The sequence below is a fragment of the Rhodovibrio sodomensis genome (assembly GCF_016583645.1).
In the GTDB taxonomy this organism is placed as follows: Bacteria; Pseudomonadota; Alphaproteobacteria; order Kiloniellales; family Rhodovibrionaceae; genus Rhodovibrio; species Rhodovibrio sodomensis.
In genome coordinates this window covers 19,350-37,367 of record NZ_NRRL01000030.1, presented here as the reverse complement: position 1 = coordinate 37,367, position 18,018 = coordinate 19,350, and the positions used below count along the sequence as shown (strand labels likewise).

At 70.3% G+C, this 18,018-nt stretch carries 17 protein-coding genes; 10 read left to right on the top strand and 7 right to left on the bottom strand.

Annotated features, from left to right (window positions below; translation table 11 throughout):
* Window positions 1–51 precede the first annotated feature (51 nt).
* On the top strand, window positions 52–690 hold the full coding sequence (locus CKO28_RS12495; protein WP_200341115.1) for a LysE family translocator: 639 nt from the start codon (window positions 52–54) through the stop codon (window positions 688–690).
* A gap of 5 nt (window positions 691–695) precedes the next feature.
* Here the strand turns inward: CKO28_RS12495 and CKO28_RS12490 are convergent, their stop codons facing one another.
* Complete coding sequence (locus tag CKO28_RS12490; RefSeq protein ID WP_200341114.1) at window positions 696–1,094, bottom strand: DUF2306 domain-containing protein; 399 nt, start codon at window positions 1,092–1,094, stop codon at window positions 696–698.
* Between the two features lie 161 nt (window positions 1,095–1,255).
* On the opposite strand from CKO28_RS12490, the gene CKO28_RS12485 reads away from it, so the two are divergent.
* Window positions 1,256–2,053 carry a LytTR family DNA-binding domain-containing protein gene (locus CKO28_RS12485; RefSeq protein ID WP_207168810.1) on the top strand — a complete coding sequence of 266 codons (798 nt, stop codon included), beginning with the start codon at window positions 1,256–1,258 and terminating at the stop codon, window positions 2,051–2,053.
* A gap of 10 nt (window positions 2,054–2,063) precedes the next feature.
* Here CKO28_RS12485 and cysS read toward each other — a convergent pair whose 3' ends face one another.
* Window positions 2,064–3,446 carry a cysteine--tRNA ligase gene (gene cysS, locus CKO28_RS12480; protein ID WP_200341112.1) on the bottom strand — a complete coding sequence of 461 codons (1,383 nt, stop codon included), beginning with the start codon at window positions 3,444–3,446 and terminating at the stop codon, window positions 2,064–2,066.
* Window positions 3,447–3,580: 134 nt separating this feature from the next.
* Between cysS and CKO28_RS12475 the strand changes: the two genes are divergently transcribed.
* Window positions 3,581–4,078 carry a GNAT family N-acetyltransferase gene (locus CKO28_RS12475; protein ID WP_200341111.1) on the top strand — a complete coding sequence of 166 codons (498 nt, stop codon included), beginning with the start codon at window positions 3,581–3,583 and terminating at the stop codon, window positions 4,076–4,078.
* A 520-nt stretch (window positions 4,079–4,598) separates the two neighbouring features.
* Here CKO28_RS12475 and CKO28_RS12470 read toward each other — a convergent pair.
* A complete protein-coding gene (locus CKO28_RS12470) occupies window positions 4,599–5,555 on the bottom strand; it encodes a LysR family transcriptional regulator (protein ID WP_200341110.1) in 957 nt (318 codons plus the stop codon).
* A gap of 200 nt (window positions 5,556–5,755) precedes the next feature.
* Between CKO28_RS12470 and CKO28_RS12465 the strand changes: the two genes are divergently transcribed.
* From CKO28_RS12465 to CKO28_RS12435, 7 genes are all read left to right on the top strand, one after another.
* A complete protein-coding gene (locus CKO28_RS12465; protein ID WP_242480522.1) occupies window positions 5,756–6,631 on the top strand; it encodes an ABC transporter permease in 876 nt (291 codons plus the stop codon).
* Window positions 6,632–6,647: 16 nt separating this feature from the next.
* Entirely contained in the window at window positions 6,648–7,451 is an 804-nt protein-coding gene (locus CKO28_RS12460; RefSeq protein ID WP_200341109.1) for an ABC transporter permease, read from the top strand.
* Window positions 7,452–7,538: 87 nt separating this feature from the next.
* Window positions 7,539–8,693, top strand: coding sequence for an ABC transporter substrate-binding protein (locus tag CKO28_RS12455; protein WP_200341108.1), 1,155 nt, complete (start codon window positions 7,539–7,541; stop codon window positions 8,691–8,693).
* Window positions 8,694–8,843: 150 nt separating this feature from the next.
* Window positions 8,844–9,986 (top strand): ABC transporter ATP-binding protein, encoded by a 1,143-nt coding sequence (locus tag CKO28_RS12450; RefSeq protein ID WP_338050121.1) that lies wholly within the window; start codon window positions 8,844–8,846, stop codon window positions 9,984–9,986.
* A gap of 7 nt (window positions 9,987–9,993) precedes the next feature.
* Complete coding sequence (locus CKO28_RS12445; protein ID WP_200341107.1) at window positions 9,994–11,367, top strand: aminotransferase family protein; 1,374 nt, start codon at window positions 9,994–9,996, stop codon at window positions 11,365–11,367.
* 217 nt (window positions 11,368–11,584) lie between these two features.
* Window positions 11,585–12,517, top strand: coding sequence for a 3,5-dioxohexanoate:acetyl-CoA acetone transferase (gene kce, locus CKO28_RS12440; RefSeq protein ID WP_200341106.1), 933 nt, complete (start codon window positions 11,585–11,587; stop codon window positions 12,515–12,517).
* A gap of 36 nt (window positions 12,518–12,553) precedes the next feature.
* Entirely contained in the window at window positions 12,554–13,588 is a 1,035-nt protein-coding gene (locus tag CKO28_RS12435; RefSeq protein ID WP_200341105.1) for a histone deacetylase family protein, read from the top strand.
* A 261-nt stretch (window positions 13,589–13,849) separates the two neighbouring features.
* On the opposite strand, the gene gltX is transcribed toward CKO28_RS12435, so the two are convergent.
* From gltX to mtnA, 4 genes are read right to left on the bottom strand one after another with little or no spacing between them, the layout of a single operon-like run.
* Entirely contained in the window at window positions 13,850–15,196 is a 1,347-nt protein-coding gene (gene gltX, locus CKO28_RS12430) for a glutamate--tRNA ligase (RefSeq protein WP_200341104.1), read from the bottom strand.
* Window positions 15,197–15,244: 48 nt separating this feature from the next.
* Complete coding sequence (locus tag CKO28_RS12425; protein WP_200341103.1) at window positions 15,245–16,126, bottom strand: VOC family protein; 882 nt, start codon at window positions 16,124–16,126, stop codon at window positions 15,245–15,247.
* Window positions 16,123–16,851, bottom strand: coding sequence for a class II aldolase/adducin family protein (locus CKO28_RS12420; protein WP_200341102.1), 729 nt, complete (start codon window positions 16,849–16,851; stop codon window positions 16,123–16,125). The genes CKO28_RS12425 and CKO28_RS12420 overlap by 4 nt, the downstream gene beginning before the upstream one ends.
* 16 nt (window positions 16,852–16,867) lie before the next feature.
* Window positions 16,868–17,974: an S-methyl-5-thioribose-1-phosphate isomerase gene (gene mtnA / locus CKO28_RS12415; RefSeq protein WP_200341101.1), complete on the bottom strand. Its 1,107-nt coding sequence runs from the start codon at window positions 17,972–17,974 to the stop codon at window positions 16,868–16,870.
* Window positions 17,975–18,018: the final 44 nt, after the last annotated feature.

The following is an 18,018-nucleotide window of genomic DNA, read 5'->3' as shown; positions in this document are numbered from 1 at the left end:
CGTGCGCTCGGCTAGGGCGCCGATCCCGGTTCATCGGCGAGAGGATCCGCCATGCCGTTCGACTTCCTGCCCGGCTGGGCCGGCCTGGTGCCGTTCCTGCTGGCCACCCTGGCGCTCAACCTGACGCCGGGGGCGGACATGACCTACACGATCGCCCGCGCCGGCGCGCAAGGGCGCTGGGCCGGCTACGCCAGCGCGCTCGGCATCGGCATGGGATGTTTCGTCCACACGGCGGCCGCCGCGGCTGGGCTGGCGGCGCTCCTGCGGGCGCACCCGGCCGCCTTCGTCGCGATCAAATGGCTGGGCGCGGTCTACCTGCTCTACCTCGCCGTCAAGCTGCTGCTGGCGAAACCCGCGGCCGGCGACGGCGCCCTGCCCGCGCGCGGCCACGTCCGGGTGTTCTGGGAAGCCACGCTGGTCAACGTCCTGAACCCCAAGGTCACGATCTTCATGCTGGCCTTCCTGCCGCAGTTCGTCGATCCCGCGCGCGGGCCGGTCTGGGCGCAGATGCTGGTGCTGGGCAGCCTGCTCAACCTCGGCGGGATCGCGATCAACGGCACGGTCGCCAGCCTGGTCGGCCTGGGCGCCCGGCGGATCCAGCGCTCCACCCGCCTGCAGCGCGCGATGAACCTGGTCAGCGGCACCCTTCTGGGCGGGCTGGCGGTCCGGCTGGCGCTCACGGAGCGGTAGGGCCGCTAGCCGCCGAGCAGCACCGCGTGCATCAGCCGGCCGGGCCAGAGGGTAAAGGCGCCCGCGCCCCCCAGGGCCAGGGCGATCAAGCTGGCGACGATCCATGCGTGCGTCCGGACCTTGCCGGCCCGCGCGGTCAGGATCGCGCGCGGTACGCTGACCAGCACCACGAGCGACAGCAGATGGATCGGGCTGAACGGCCCGACCAGGCGGATTGTGTGGATGAACAGACCACTCACCGCCACGGCGAGCATCGCAGCCGCCCAGGCGTAGCCGCAGCGACGGTGTGCGCGGCCGCCTTTGCGCCCCACCAGTTGCACCCCGGTCAGGAGCAGTGCCGCGGTGGCAGCGGCGACGTGGAACTGAATCACCGGCGGAGCAGCGATCAGCGGTGTCAGGGTCATCGTATGGGGTCCTCGCGCTGCGCCCGGTTCCGGCGCGCTTGCCCGGCGTGCCCGGCGAATTGCCGGCCGCGCCGTTGGGCGATACCGTCTGCCTGGATACCGGATCGGGCGAAAGCCCGCCTGCGCCGGCGTCAGCTGCGATTGCGCAAGAGGCTTTCCGAATGACGTTCGCGGTTCGTGAACGACTTGCAGCCGCCGGGGCCGCGCCCGTGGGGCGGTCGATAGCAGCCGCTCTGGCGACTGCGGTCGTCCTGGCGCTGACCGGGCCGTTCGGCACCTATGCTGCGCTCGCCCTGCCGGCACGTTTGGTCTATTGGCTGGGTGTCATCGGGGCGATCTGGGCCCTGATGCACCTGCTCCTGGGCGCGCTCGCCCAGCGGGTCGCCGACCGGCTGCCGGCCCCGCGCGCATCCCTGGCGCTTGCCGGCGCCGCGCTGGCGCTGGTCCCCGCAACCGCGATCGTCGCGCTTGCCAACCGGCTGGCGCTACCGGACGGCGGTAGCTCCTTTGGATCGCTGCTGTGGAAGGTAGGACTACTGCTCGCGGTTGTCGCGCTGCTGTTCGGCCCGCGGCGCGGCGCCACGCCGCCTGCCGGCGTGGCGCCTCATCAAGGCCCGCCACGACACCCGGCCGCGGCACCGGACCCCACGGGCCGCTTCCAGGAACGCCTCCCGTGGGAGAGCCGCGGCCGACTCCTCCGGCTGGAACAGGAGGATCACTACCTGCGCGTTCACACCGACCGCGGGCAGCCGCTGATACACTGCCGGATGAGCGATGCCGCGCGCGAGCTGGCCGACGCCGACGGTCTGCGCGTGCATCGCTCGCACTGGGTCGCCCGGATGGCCGTTGCCGAGGTCTTGCGCCGCAACCACCGGCTTGCCCTCCGCCTGGAAGACGGCAGCGAAGTGCCGGTTGGGAAGACCTACCGAGGGGCCCTCAAGACGTCTGGCTGGCTCTGAGGGCCGGCCGCTACCGCTCGCGCTTCCAGGTGGTGCCTTCGGGGCCGTCCTCCAGGACGATGCCGCGGGCCTTGAGGTCGTCGCGGATCTTGTCGGCGGTGGCGAAGTCCTTGTTCCGGCGGGCCTGCGTGCGTTCGGCGATCAGGCGCTCGATCTCGGCCGCCTCGGCGTCGTCGCCGGCGCCCTTGAACCAGGCTTCCGGGTCCTGTTCCAGCAGGCCGAGCAGCCGGCCGCCGGCCTGCAATTCGGCCTTGGCGCGCGCCTTCGCGTCCGCGCCGGTCGCCTTGTTGAGGGCGTGGCCCGCCTCGTACAGCTGGGCGAGCGCTTCCGGCGTGTTCAGGTCGTCGGCGAGCGCGTCGGTTAGCGCCGGCGGCGGGCCGCCGTCGGCCGTCTCGACGTCGGCTGTGTTGCGCAGGGCCGTATAGAGCCGGTCCAGGTTGGCGGTCGCGTCCGCCAGCTTGTCGCGGTTGAAGTCGAGCGGCTGGCGGTACTGCGCGGAGAGCAGCACCAGGCGGATCGCCTCGCCGGCCCAGCCCGCGTCCAGCAGCTCCTTGACGGTGAAGAAGTTGCCCAGGGACTTGGACATCTTCTCGCCGTGGACGACCAGATAGCCGTTGTGCATCCAGTAGCGCGCGAACTGGCCGTCGGTGCCGCAGTGCGACTGCGCGATCTCGTTCTCGTGGTGCGGGAAGATCAGGTCCTGCCCGCCGCCGTGGATGTCGAACGTCTCGCCCAGGTGCTTCGCACTCATCGCGGAGCACTCGATGTGCCAGCCGGGCCGACCCCGGCCCCACGGGCTGTCCCAGCCGGGCTCGCCGTCCGCCGCCGGCTTCCACAGCACGAAGTCGGCCGGGTCCTGCTTGTAGGGGGCGACCTCGACCCGGGCGCCCGCGATCATCTCCTCCCGGTCGCGCCGGGACAGCTGGCCGTAGGCCGGGTCGCTCGGCACCGAGAACAGCACGTGCCCTTCGGCCGCGTAGGCGTGACCGGTCGCGACCAGCCGCTGGATCAGCGCGATCATGTCGTCGATGTGCTGGGTCGCGCACGGCTCGACGCTCGGCTTGAGCGCGTTGAGCGCGCCCATGTCGGCGTGGAACGCCTCGGTCGTGCGGCGGGTCAGGTCGTCGATCGGCTCGCCGTTCTCCCGCGCCGCGGTGATGATCTTGTCGTCGACGTCGGTGATGTTGCGCGCGTAGGTCACTTGGCCGGCGCCGTAGACGTGGCGCAGCAGCCGGAACAGCGTGTCGAACACCACCACCGGCCGGGCGTTGCCGATGTGCGCGCGGTCGTAGACCGTCGGCCCGCAGACGTAGAGCCGGACGTTCGCGGGATCGATCGGCTCGAAGACCTGCTTCTCGCGGGCCAGGGTGTTGGTGATCCGGATCGTGCTCACGGGTCGCTCGCGGGCTCGCTCGGCTTGAAGACGGTCGATGTTGGACGGCTGGACGTCGTGCGGCTGGCGATGTAGCAGCTTCCGGCCGCCCGTCCAATGGGCGCGCCGCCGCCAAGACAGGAGGGAGCCCGCCCGTGCCCGACCGACCGAGCGCCGCCCAACCGACCGTCCGCCCCGCCACGCCCGAGGATGCGGGCCCGCTCGCCGATCTCCTCGCCGGCCTGATGGCGGAGGAAGGCAAGACCAACGCGCCGCCCGCGCCGGACCAGCTCGCCGCGTGGCTCGCCGGCGACGCCCCGATGGTCGAGGTCCTGCTGGCCGAGGCCGACGGCCGCAGCCTCGGCTACCTCGCCTTCTACCGCGCCTTCTCGCTGTTCCGTCCCGGCCCGGTGATGCTGGTGGAGAACGTCTACGTCGTGCCGGCGGCCCGCGGCACCGGGATCGGCAGGCGCCTGCTGGCGACGGCCGCGCGCATCGCCTTGGACCGTGGCTGGGGCCGGCTGGAACTCAACGTCGCCAAAGATAACGCGAGCGCGGCAGCCGCCTACGCCGCGCTCGGCTTCACCGCCCCGGGCGAAAGCGTGCGCCGGGTGGAGGATGACCGCCTGCAGGCGCTGGCGGACCGGGCGTAGCGTTGGGTCCCGGTATCGCGGCACGCAACGTCATCCCCCTGCTCCACTAGAGCAAAATCGATCAAGGTCGAGGCGACCTTCATCATGAATTTTGCTCTAACTGCTTGAAGAGAGAGCAAGGTTCAGCTGAAAGGTGGCTTCACCTTTCAGCATCTTGCTCTAGGAGGAACGTTTGCATGCCGCTTTGGAGAGCCGTCATGCGTCCTTCCACACGGCCGCTACGCGGCCTGCTCAGGATGCCGTCAAAGTCTTTAAAGTGACAGCAATATCAACAGTTTAAAAATATCGACGTCATCCTGAGCAGCCGATCCTGAGCTTCTCGAAGGGTCGGCGTGTCGAAGGACGCCTGACGGGTATAGCCACCATTATGCAACAGTCTCCACTGGCAGGAGGGGCTCGGGGAGGAGGTTTCCGCCGCCTCTGAATGCCGCGGGCACCCTCCTCTCCCTATCCCTCTCCTCCCATTGGAGGAGAGGGGACCCGCCGCGGCACCGCCCACGCGCGCGAGCGCCGGCAGGCCTCATCCATACGTCCGCTGGCTTTCCGGGATCTCCGTCAGGCGGCGGCGCAGGGCGGCGAGGACGGTGTGTTCGGCGCGGTTGAACGGGGTCGCCGGGTTGGCGATCAGGTAGATGTCGATCGCCGGCGGCGCCTCGTAGGGCGGCAGGCGCCAGAGCAGGCCGTCGCGCACGTCGCGCTCGACCGCGTGGATCGGCAGCACCCCGATGCCGATGCCGGCGACGATCATCCGCCGCACCTCCTCCAGATGGCTGGAGGTGGCGATGATCCGGTCGGCGAGGTTCTCCTGCGCGCGCAGCAGCGCGACTGGCCGCAGCGCGTCCGACAGCTGGTCGGTCTTGAACGACACGAAGCTCTCCTGCCGGAGATCGGCGAGGCTCAGCCCGCGCCGGCGGAACAGCCGGTGGCGCGGGCCGCAGAAGAAGCCGAAATGCTCCCGGAACATATGGTCGTAGCTGAGCTGCGGATGGCGTTCGTGCACCAGCCCGAGCCCGAAGCTGGCGGTCTTCTGCAGGACCGCGCGCTGCACCTCGGCACTGGTATCGACCTCGATCTGATAGCTGATGCCGGGATGCCGGGCGTGCACGTCGGCCAGCGTCTCGTCGTAGAACGGGCAGACGACGTGGCTCGCGCTCGCGATCGTGACGTGGCCGGTGATGTCTTCCTGCACGTCGCGCAGCAGCACCGACAGGCGGGAGATGTTGCCGTAGATGTCGACGCATTCGCGGTACAACAGCTCGCCCGCTTCGGTCACCCGGAAGACGCCGCCGCCGCGTTCGATCAATTGGCGGTCGAGCTGCATCTCCAGGCGCTTGAGCGCGCTCGACACCGTGGGCTGCTTGAGCAGCAGCCGGTTGGCGGCACGCGTGATGCTGCCTTCCTGCACGATCACCATGAAGGTCCGCAGCAGGTTCCAGTCCAGCTGACGGGGAATACGCTCCAGACTGGCGTCGTCCATCGCCTGCTCCCGCCGCCGGCGTCGCGGCGACATTATCGATATCTATGTAAACCATTCACCTTATCTATTTGCGTTATAGCCGCCAAGCGAGGCCCAATCCACCCGACAGGCGGGCGAAGGGTGAGAATGCCCAAAGACCGGTCGCGCAGGGACGGCCCGGACCACGGGTCGCAGATCGGAAAAACAACCGGGAGACGGGCATGGCGGTGAGCGACGCGCACACGCGCGACATGCGCCCCTGGGCGCTGCTGTCGCCGGCGTTGACGGCGATCACGCTGCTGCTCGCTATCCCGACCTGTTTCGTGATCGTCTACTCGTTCTGGCTGCGCACCGCGGCCGGGGACGAGCAGGTCGGCTTCTACCTCGACAACTGGATCGAGGTGCTGAGCGACCCGTTCTACCGCGACATCCTGCTGTACACCCTCAAGATCGGGCTGATTACCACGGTCTGCTGCGCCCTGATGGGCTACCCGGCGGCCTACTTCATCGCGTTCTCGAAGATGCGCAACAAGGCGTTCCTGCTGCTGCTGCTGATGCTGCCGTTCTGGATCAGCTACATCATTCGCACGATGTCGTGGATCAACATCCTGGGGGTCTCGGGCGCGGTGAACTACGTGCTGCAGTCGCTCGGCATCGTCGCCGAACCGATACAGATGCTCTACAACGAGGCCACGGTGATCCTGGGCCTGATCCACTTCCTGCTGCCGTTCATGGTGCTCAACATCTACGTCAGCCTGGAAGGGATCGACCCGAACCTGAACGCCGCCGCGCGCTCGCTGGGCTCGACGCCGTTCCAGGCGTTCCGGGAGGTCACGCTGCCGCTGTCGCTGCCCGGGCTGGCGGCGGGCAGTCTGCTGTGCTTCGTGCTGGGATCGGGCACCTACATCACCCCGATCGTGCTCGGCGGCCCCGGCGACGGGATGTTCGCCAACCTGATCTACGACGCGATCATCACCCAGCTGAACTGGCCGCTCGGCTCGGCGCTCTCGATCGTGCTGCTGATCGTCCTGGGCTCGGTCGTGCTGCTCTACAACCGCTATCTGAGCCTGGGCCAGATCTCCAAGGGGTTCGGATGATGGCAAGGTTGGGACGATGACCGTGCGCGGACCGACCGGCTGGACGTTCATCAAGATCGCGACGGTGCTGACCTACGTCTTCATGTTCGCGCCGGTCGCGGTGGTCATGCTGCTGGCGTTCAACGCCAGCCAGTTCGGCTCCTTTCCGATGACCGGACTGAGCGTGCGCTGGTTCGTCGAACTGGCGCAGAACGACGCGATCATCCGGGCGTTCCAGACCTCGATGATCCTGGGCGCGCTGACGGCGGTGATCTCGACCAGCATCGGGGTGTGCGCGTCGCTGGCGATGGTGCGCTACGACTTCCCGGGCAAGAACCTGCTGAACACCGCCCTGATCGCGCCGATCCTGGTGCCGGAGGTGGTGCTCGCGGTCTCGCTGCTGTTGTTCCTGCAGTTCCTGTCGATGCCCAAGAACTTCGTCCTGCTGCTGCTGGGCCACGTGATCTTCACCCTGCCGTTCGTCGTGCTGGTGGTGCAGGCGCGGCTGGTCGGCATCCGCAAGGAGTACGAGGAGGCCGCGCTGTCGCTGGGCGCGAACCCGTTCCAGACCTTTTTTCAGGTCACCCTGCCGCTGCTGATGCCGGCGGTCGCGGCGGGCATGCTGTTCGCCTTCACGATCTCGTTCGACGACATCACCGGCACGCTGTTCTGGAAGCCGCCGGGGGTGGAGACGGTGCCGACCCAGATCTTCGCCATGCTGCGCAACTCGATCAGCCCGGAGATCAACGCGCTCGGCACGGTCATGATCATCCTCACCGTGGCCCTGCCGCTGACCGGGGCCGGACTGGCCCGATGGCTGGCCAGCCGGCGCGGCGGCTAGGGCAAGAAGAGCGGGGCAACCGCCGAACAAGGGGCCGCGACCGTCGGCCGGATGCCAACGTCAAACACAGGGAGGCCTTGAGAAGACATGGACGATCAAAAACGCTACCAACGCCTGCTGGAGCGCTACCAGAACGGCGATCTCGACCGCCGCACCTTTCTTAGCCTGCTGGGGGCGGCCACCGTCACCGCGGGCGTCGTCGGCGCCCCGGTCGCCGGGCTGCGCCGACAGGCGCTGGCCGCCAAGCCGGACAGCGTGCGCTTCGACGGCTGGGGCGGCGTGGTCTCGGAAGCCTTCCGGGAGTACGCCTTCGAACCCTACGAGAAAGAGACCGGGATCGAGGTGGTCGACGGCACCTTCGGCGGCGCCGACGAGTACCTGGCCCGGGTGCGCTCGGCCCAGCCGGGCGAGTTCAACGTCGCCCACCTGTCGGGCGTGTTCGACTACGTCCGCTACCACAACCTGGGCTTCTCCACGAAGCTGGACGAAAGCAACATTCCCAACCTCGATCTTACCATCAAGGCCCTGCAGGAGCCGTTCCGCGAGGTCTCGGACGGCCGTCTGTCGGCCGCGCCGTACGACTACGGCACCACCGGCCTTGCCTATAACCGGGACGTGATCTCCGACGACGAGATCCGGGAGAAGGGCCCGAACATCCTGATCGACGCGGCCTACAAAGGTAAAATCGGCGGCTGGGGCGAATGGAAGACCCGGATCTGGTACGGCGCGCTGCAGACCGGGCAGGACCCCAACGGCATCGCGGATATGGACGCGGTCTGGGAAGCCTTGCGCACCCACCGCGACCTCGCGCTGAAGTACTGGCAGTCCGGCGCCGAGCTGATGAGCCTGCTGGCCAACGGCGAGATCCACGTCACCGAGGGGTGGTCGGGCCGGATCGCGGCGCTGCAGGAGCAGGGCCACAACATCGGCTACTACGACCCGCCGGGGGGCCTGGGCTGGCAGGAGTGCCTGTTCGTGCTCAAGGGCTCGCCGATGGAGGCCTGCGAACAGCTGCTCAACTTCATGCTGGAGCCTGAGGTCGCGATCGCGGTCGCCGAGGGGCAGAACTATCCCCCGGCACTCGACCCGAACAAGGTCGAGCTGACCGAGAAGATCAAGAACCTGCCGGCCTACGACCCGACCGGCAAGCTGGACGGCCTGAACTTCTTCAAGCCGGCCTACTGGAACAGTCACGAAGGCGACTGGTCGAAGAAGTTCGGCCGGATCCAGCGCGGCTATTAGGCGGCGGCTCTATTGACGCCCGCCTAATACGGGCGCGGGCGGCGGCGGTTAACGATAACAACACTTGGGCGCCCGCCGCTGCCCGCGCCGCTTTTCCAGCCCGACGGACGCGATGCCGTCCGATGGCCCGACCCCGATGGGAGCACGCCGGTGGCCGACCCCCAACACGACCCGCAGCACGCGGTCGAACTGCGCAACGTGGTCAAGCGCTTCGGCGCGTTCACGGCCGTCCACGCGATGGACCTGAACGTCGAGCGCGGCTCGTTCGTCACCTTCGTCGGCCCGTCCGGCTGCGGCAAGACGACCACGCTGCGGATGATCGCGGGGCTGGAGGATGCGACCGACGGCGACATCCGGATCAAGGGCCAGCGGGTCAACGACGTGCCGATCCACAAGCGCAACCTGGGCATCGTGTTCCAGAACTACGCGCTGTTCCCGCACAAGACGATCTATGAAAACGTCGCGTTCGGCCTGAAGTACCGCGCCGTCGACCGGGAAACCGCGCGCAAGAAGGTGCGCGAGGCCCTGCAGCTGGTCCAACTGCCGCACCTCGAGGAGCGCGTGCCCAAGCAGCTCTCCGGCGGTCAGCAGCAGCGCATCGCGCTCGCCCGGGCGATCGTGATCGAACCCGACGTGCTGCTGCTGGACGAGCCGCTGTCCGCGCTCGACGCCAACCTGCGCGAGGAGATGCGCGTCGAACTCAAGCGCATCCAGCGCGAGCTCGGCATCTCCACCATCTTCGTCACCCACGACCAGTCGGAAGCGCTGGCGATGTCCGACAAGGTCGTGGTGATGAGCGAGGGCTGGATCGAGCAGGAAGGCACGCCGGAGCAGGTCTATAACCAGCCCGCCAGCGAGTTCGTCGCCAACTTCCTGGGCATCTCCAACATCTTCTCCGGCCAGGTCCAGGCGGTCTCCGGCGGGATCGCGCGGCTCGGGCTCGACGACGGTCCCGAGCTGCTGGGTCACCCGCGCGACGGCCGGGCCGCCCGGCAGGGCGAGCGGGTGCGCCTCGCCGTGCGCGCGGAGAAGGTGTTCCTGTCCGAAAGCGCGCCCTCGGACGATCCGGCGGCGGTCGTGCTGGACGGCAAGGTCACGGCGGTCGATTACCAGGGTCAGGCCGCGCGCTACTTCGTCGAGGCCGGGCCGTTGACCCTGCAGGCGATCAACCCGATCGACCGCCGCCCGTTCCACGAGGGCCAGCCGGTCAAATTGCGCATCCGCGCCCAGGACGTGGTGCTGCTCGACGCCGACGCGCACCAGAGCGCGGCGGCCAAGGCGGCCGCGGAGTAGCCCGGCGATGGCGCAGGCCCAAAAGCACCCGGGTGGCGCGGACCGGCCGCCCTCCCACTTGTTCTACCAGGGCCGGCAGCGCCGGCCGCTGATCGACCGGGCGGAGGGGCTGTACATCTGGGACGTCCACGGCCGCTGCTACCTGGACGGCTCGTCCGGCGCGATGGTCTCCAACATCGGTCACGCCAACCCGCGCGTGCTGGCGGCGATGCAGGCCCAGATGGCGCGCGCGACCTTCGCCTACCGGCTGCACTTCGAGAACGCGCCGGCGGAAGAGCTGGCCGCGACCGTGGCCCACCGCCTGCCCGGCGACCTGGACCGGGTGTTCTTCGTCTCCGGCGGATCGGAGGCGGTCGAATCCGCGCTCAAGCTGGCCCGGCAGTGGGCGCTCGCCACCGATCGCGGCCACCGCTGGAAAGTGATCGCCCGGCGGCCGTCGTACCACGGCTCCACGCTGGGCGCGCTCGCGGTGACCGGCTACGAGCCGCTGAACGCGCCGTTCCGGCCAATGATGCGCGAAATGCCGACGATCCCGGCACCGACCGCCTATCTGGACCGCGACGCACTGTCGATGGAAGAACGCGGGCGGCGCTACGCGGACCTGCTGGCCGACGAGATCGAACGTCAGGGCCCGGACAGCGTGCTCGCCTTCATCATGGAGCCGGTCGGCGGCGCCTCGACCGGCGCGCTGGTCGCCCCGGACAGCTACTACGCCCGCGTCGCCGAGATCTGCCGGCACTACGGCGTGCTGCTGATCTACGACGAGGTGATGAGCGGTGCCGGGCGCACCGGTGCGTTCGTCGCCGCCGAGCACTGGCAGGTCACGCCCGACATCATGGTGCTGTCCAAGGGCTTCGCCGCCGGCTACGCGCCGTTGGGCGCGATGGCCGCGCCCGGCCGGCTGGTCGAGCCGGTGCTGGACGCGGGCGGCTTCCTGCACGGCTACACCTACGCCGGCAACCCGCTCGCCTGCGCGGCCGGGCTGGCGGTGCTGGAGGAGATCGACCGGCAGGACCTGATCGCCAACGCCGACGCGCGCGGGGCCAGCCTGATGCAGCGTCTGCACGGGCTCAAGGACCGGTTTCCGTTCGTCGGCGACGTGCGCGGCAAGGGCCTCCTGACCGCGATCGAGCTGATCGCCGACCGGGCGACCATGGAGGTCCTGCCGCCCGCGCTGAACGCGCACGCCCGGGTGGTCGAACTCGCCTTCGAGCGCGGGCTGATCGTCTACTCGCGCCGGACCCGCGGCGGGCTGGAGGGCGACCACATCATGGTCTGCCCGCCGATGATCGTGACCGAGGAGCAGCTGGACGAGCTGGTCGGCATGCTCGCCGCCGCGCTCGCCGCGTTCGCCCTGGAGGCGGGCCTGCCGGGCGGGTAGCGGCGCGCGCCGGAGCGGAGAACGGCCGCGCCGGCGGGTCCCCTCCCCCCAGCGCGGGAGAGGGACAGGGCGAGGGGGACTCCTCGGCGCGCAGCGGGGACTCTCACCCTCACCCTCCCACGCCGCCAAGGCGGCGCGGGCCCCTCCCTCTCCCCTCAAGGGAGAGGGGATTTCGGGGGCGTGCCGGAAGACCAAGAACACCGGGAGGAGAGCGGGCGTGCCGAGCGACAAAATCATCATCACCTGCGCGGTCACGGGCTCGATCCACACGCCGACGATGAGCGCGGCGCTGCCGGTCAGCCCGGATCAGATCGCCGACCAGGCGATCGGCGCGGCGGAAGCGGGGGCGGCGATCCTGCACCTGCACGCCCGCGACCCCGCCGATGGACGGCCCACCCCGGACCCCGAGGTCTTCCGGCAGTTCCTGCCCCGGATCAAGGCCGCCACCGACGCCGTGGTGAACGTCACCACCGGCGGCGGGCACAACATGTCCGTGGCCGAGCGCACCGCCGCCGGGCGGCAGCTGGCGCCGGAAATGTGCTCGCTCAACATGGGCTCGATGAACTTCGGCCTGTTCCCGGCCGCCGACCGGTTCGCGGAGTGGAAGCACGGCTGGGAGCCGGATTACCTGGCCGGCACCCGCGACTTCATCTTCAAGAACACCTTCGCCGACATCGAGACGATCCTGGCCGACCTGGGCGAGGCCAACGGCACCCGCTTCGAGTTCGAGTGCTACGACGTCGGCCACATCCACACCCTGGGTCACTTCCTGGAGCGCGGCCTGGTCGTGCCGCCGCTGTTCGTGCAGTTCGTCCTGGGCGTGCTGGGCGGCATCGGGGCCAGCGCGGAGAACCTGCTGCACATGAAGCGCACCGCCGACGCCGTGCTGGGCGACGCCTACCGGTTTTCCGTCCTCGCCGCCGGGCGGCACCAAATCCGCCTGGTCACCCTGGGCGCGGTGCTGGGCGGCCACGTCCGCGTCGGGCTGGAGGACAGCCTCTACATCGCCAAGGGCGAGCTGGCGCAGTCGAACGCCCAGCAGGTCGCCAAGATCCGCCGGATCCTGGAGGAGCTGTCGCTCGAACCCGCCACCCCCGACGAGGCCCGGGAGATGCTGCAGCTGAAGGGCGCCGACCGGGTCGCCTTCTGATCTCGGACCACGCCTGAACGAAGGAGCGATTGGGCCATGCGGGTCGTACAGTCCGACGCCCACGAACGCCATCATCCCAAGCACTTCCTGGTGAACGGCGCGGTCCAGGACAGCCCGGAGGTGCCGGAGCGCGCGCGCCGCCTGGCCCAGGCCGCGCGCGCGGCCGGGCACGAGCTGGTGGCGCCGCGCGCGATCGGCCGCGGCCCGGCCGCCGCCGTGCACTCGCCCGAGTATCTGCAATTCCTGGAGCACATCGTGCCCCGCTGGCGCCGGATCGCGGGGGCGAGCGACGAGGTCATCCCGAACGTCCACCCGCAGGGCCGCTGGCCCGCCAGCTACCCCGCGAGCGCGGTCGGCCAGGCCGGCTTCCACCAGGCCGACACCGCCTGCCCGATTTCCGAGGGGACCTGGGAAGCCGCCGTGGCGAGCGCGGAGATCGCGGTCACCGCCGCCCAGCTGGTCGCCGAGGGCGCGCCGCATGCCTACGCGCTCTGCCGGCCGCCCGGCCACCATGCCTATACCGACATGGCGGGCGGCTTCTGCTTCCTGAACAACTGCGCCATCGCCGCGCAGTGGCTGCGCGATCACGGCCACGCGCGGGTCGCCATCCTCGACATCGACGTCCACCACGGCAACGGCACGCAGGGCATCTTCTGGGCCCGCGGCGACGTGCTGACCGTCTCCGTCCACGCCGACCCGGTGCGCTTCTACCCGTTCTTCTGGGGGCACGCGCACGAACGCGGCGAAGCGGACGGCCTGGGCTGCAACCTGAACCTGCCGCTCGCCCGCGGCACCGACACGCGCGGCCTGCTCGAAGCGCTCGACGCCGGCGTCAAGCGCATCCGCGCCTTCCAGCCGGACGCGCTGGTGCTCGCACTCGGCCTGGACGCGCACGAGGGCGACCCGCTCAAGGGCCTGGCTGTGACCACCGACGGCTTCGCCGAGATCGCAAGCGCGATCGCGCGTCTCGACCTGCCGACCGTGCTGATCCAGGAAGGCGGCTACCTGCAGGACGCCCTGGGCGCGAACCTGGCGAGCTTTTTGGCAGGGTTTGAAAGCGGGCGGGGGTAAGCGCCGCCGCCCAACTGATCCCCTCGCCTCCACTGGGAGGAGAGGGCGAGGGAGAGGAGGTTGCCTGCAGCATCGACGCTCTCGCGGCGGCGCTTGGCGGCATCCCCAGTCGCCCGGCCGTGCAAGCCACCTCTCCCTGTCCCTCTCCCCCCAGTGGCGGAGAGGGGACCCGCTGCCGCGCTCTGCAAACCGGCTGGGCAGCCGGGAGACTGGACAACCAGGAAACTGGGCAGCCGGAAGAAGCGACGGGCGGCGAACCCCCTAAGCCGTCTCCCCGTTCAGCCGCCTGAGCGCCTTCTCGCGGCCGATCAGGGGCAGGAAATGGGCGAGTTCGGGGCCCTTCTCCATGCCGGTGAGCGCCAGGCGCAAGGGGCGGAACAGCGCCTTGCCCTTGCGCCCGGTGCGCTGCTTCAGGGCCGCGGTCCACTGCTGCCAGGTGGTCTCGCCCCAGGGCTCCGGCGGCAGCAGTTCGGCGGCGGTGGCGAGGTAGTCCGGCTCCTCCGCCACCGGCTGCACCGTGCCGCGGCAGACCTGATACCACTGCCGGGCGTCCGACAGGCGGGTCAGGTTCGGGCGCACGGTCTCCCAGAAGTCGCGGTCGGCGTCGTCGAGGCCGAGGGCTTCCAGGCGGGAGCGCACGGTGGCGTAGTCGGTCGCGTGTAACAGCCGGGCGTTCAGCCGCATCAGCTCGTCGCCGTCGTACTTGGGCGCGCCGCGGCCCATGCGCGCCAGGTCGAACTCGTCGATCAGGGCGTTCAGGCTCTGACGCTCCTCGATCGCATCGGGCGTGCCCAGCTTGGCGAGGTAGCTGTTGAGCGCCATCGCCTCGACCTCGTCCGCGCGCAGGTCGCGCAGCGACAGGCCCTGGGTGCGCTTGGACAGCTTCTCGCCGCTGGCGTCGAGCAGCAGCGGCAGGTGCGCGAACCCGGGCGCGATCCCGCCCAGCGCCTGGAACAGCTGGATCTGGGCAGCGGTATTGGTGACGTGATCCTCGCCCCGGATCACGTGGGTGACCCCGGAGTCCAGGTCGTCGACCACGCTGGTCAGGGTATAGAGCGGCCGGCCGTCGGCGCGGATCAGCACGGGGTCGGAGACCGAGCCCGCCTGGACGCTCTGCCGGCCACGCACTTGGTCGTCCCAGGCGACCTGCCCGCCTTCCAGCTTGAAGCGCCAGTGCGGCGTGCGCCCCTCGGCCTCGTATGCCTGCCGGTCCGCGGCCGTCAGGCCGAGCGCGGCGCGGTCGTAGACCGGGGCCTGCCGCCGCGCCGCCTGCGCCTTGCGCTTGGCTTCCAGCTCCTCCTCGGTTTCGTAGCAGGGGTAGATATACCCGGCCGCCTCCAGCTGGCGCAGCGCCTCCTGGTAGCGCGCGATGCGGCCGCTCTGCCGGAACTCCTGGTCCCAGTTCAGCCCCAGCCAGGTCAGGTCCTCCCGGATCGCCGCCACGTAGGTCTCGTCGCCGCGGGCGTGGTCGGTATCGTCCAGCCGCAGCAGGAACGTGCCGCCGTGCTGGCGCGCGAACAGCCAGTTGACCAGGGCGGTGCGGGCGTTGCCGAGCTGCAGGTAGCCGGTCGGGCTGGGCGCGAAGCGGACGGTGATCTGGGTGGCCAAGGCCGAATGGGCTCCGGGGTCGGGATGGGGCGGGCGCGGGCGCCGGTGTCAGACGAAATCCAGCATGACGCCGTTGGCCTCGCTCGCCGGGACGTGCAGCGGGCCGTCGCGGTCGCGCTCGAAGGCGACGCCGCCCGCCTGCAGCACGCTCGCGGTCGCGGCTTTATCCGCGACCTCGACCTGCATCGCGACCGGGCCCGGCCGCGGCGGCGAGGTGAACGCGCGCGCCTGGGGATGCAGGGCGAGCAGGCCGTCGGCATCGGTGAACCGCAGCCGGCAGCCGCCGCAGTCGACGCTGACCAGGTTGTCGGTATTGGTGACCGACCGGAAGCCGAAGATGTCGGCGTAGGGCACCGCGACCGCGCCGGGGTCGTCGACCACCACGGTCAGGCCCGCGATCCGCCGGGCGCCGTTCGGCTGGTCGATCCAGCTGCGCTGCCAGACCAGGTCCGGGGTCAGGTGCTTGCAGATGAAGGCGGGCAGGCCCGGGGTCGCCTCGCGCGGCAGGTGCAGCAGCTGGAAGCGCGGCAGCAGCTCGCCGCCGGACGCCTCGATCGTGCGCTTCAGGTCCTGCGGCGCGCCCACGTCGACGTTGGAGTCGCGCAGCAGCCGGGCGGAGCGCTCCAGGTCCGCGCCGGTGAAGGCGGCGGCGGACAGCCCCTCCCCGCGGGTCGCCAGCGTCCCGTCCAGACCGTTCAGGAACTGGCTGTCGTCGACGATGCCGAGCAGCTCCAGGTAGCCTTGCTCCAGCATCAGGCAGTAGTTCGCCGTGCCCCAGCCGATGTGCCGGCCGCGCGGCGCGGGCCGAAAGCCGAGCCGCTGGTAGGTCTTGCGCGCCGCTTCCAGATCGTGCGTCACGATCAGCAGATGGTCCAGCCCCTGCACCGGGCGCTCGCGCGGCGGCGGGCCGTTCGGGCTGGCCGGGCTCACGGCCGGGCTCCGGCCGCGCGCGGCGCCGCGTCGGAATGCGCCTCGTCGGGATGCGCGTCGTTGCCGTGCCCCGGATCGGCGGTGCTGCCGTAATGCTGCATCTTGGCGTGCACCTCGGCCATGTCGGCGTCGCTCAGGTGCACCGGTTCGCCCAGCTGGCGGGCGCGCCAATACTGCGCGGCCAGCGTCTCGACCTCGACCGCCATGGCAAGCGCCTTATCCAGGTTGGGCCCCAGGGCGAGCAGCCCGTGGTTGGCGAGCAGACAAGCCTTGCGGTCGGCGAGTGCGTCCAGCGCGGCTTCCGACAGCGCCTGCGTGCCGAAGGTGGCATAGCGGGCGCAGCGGATGTCGTTGCCGCCGGCGAGCGCGATCATGTAATGGAACGGCGGAATGCCGATGCGATGGCAGGACAGCGCGGCGGCGCACGGCGAATGCACGTGCACGACCGCGCCGACCTCGGGCCGGGCGTGCAGGATGTCGCGGTGGAAGCGCCACTCGGTGGTCGGCCGCCGGCCCGCGGCCGGGCACGACCAGCTGGCGTCCATCTCCATCCGCACGACGTCGGCCGGCCCCATCGTCTCGTAGGCCGTGGCCGACGGGGTCAGCAGCAGCGCCCCGTCCGGCGTGCGCGCGCACAGGTTGCCGCTGACACCCTGGTTCAGCCCCGCCGCGTTCATCCGCCGGGCGGTGTCGCAGATCGCCTGTCTGAGGTCGGGATTGTCCATCACATCGCAAACGCGTCTATTCCGCCGCCGGGCGCGCGCGGTCGGGGTAGAGACCGAGCAGCCCGTCACGGCTGGCGTCGGCCACGCCGCGTTCGGTGATCAGGCCGGTGACCAGGCGCGCGGGCGTGACGTCGAAGCCGTAGTTGGCGGCCTCGGAGTCCGGCGGGGTGACGCGCACCGTCTCGATCCGGCCCCGGTCGGTCATGCCGGTCAGATGCGTGACCTCGCGCCCGTCGCGCTGCTCGATCGGGATCTGGCCGCCGTCGTCCAGGCTCCAGTCGATCGTCGGGCCCGGCAGGGCGACGTAGAACGGCACGCCGTTGTCCCGGGCGGCGAGCGCCTTCAGGTAGGTGCCGATCTTGTTGCAGACGTCGCCGCTGGCGGTCGTCCGATCGGTCCCGGTGATGCACAGATCGACCTGGCCGCGCTGCATCAACAGACCGCCGGTATTGTCGACGACCACCTTGTGCGGCACGCCGTGGCGACCGAGTTCCCAGCTGGTCAGCGCCGCGCCCTGGTTGCGCGGGCGCGTCTCGTCGACCCAGACGTGCACCGGGATGCCGGCGTCGTGCGCCATGTAGATCGGGGCGAGCGCGGTGCCCCAGTCGACCGTCGCCAGCCAGCCGGCGTTGCAGTGGGTGAGCACGTTGAGCGGCCCGTCGCCGGTCTTCGCGGCATAGGCGCGCCTGAACACGTGCAGTCCGTGGTCCCCGATCGCACGGTTGATCGCCACGTCCTCGTCGCAGATCGCGCCCGCCTTGGCGAACGCGGCCTCGGCGCGTTCGCTCCGCGGGCGCGGGCGCACGTCCTGCACCACGGCGTCGACCGCCCAGCGCAGGTTGATCGCGGTCGGCCGGGTGGCGACGAGCGTCTCCGCCGCGGCGTCCAGGCCGGCGTCAGAAGGATCGGCGCGCAGCGCCAGCCACAGGCCGTAGGCGGCCGTGGCGCCGATCAGCGGGGCACCGCGCACCCGCATCGCGCGGATCGCGTGCGCCGCGTCGTCGACCGTCTCCAGCCGGGCCGTCTCGAAGCTGTGCGGCAGCCGGGTCTGGTCGATGATCTCCACGGCCCGCCCGTCCCGGGCCGGCCAAATCGTGCGGTAGGCTACGCCGTCGACCTGCATCGGTCGTCACTCCCCCGGACGTAATTGTCCGGACCTTGCCCCGT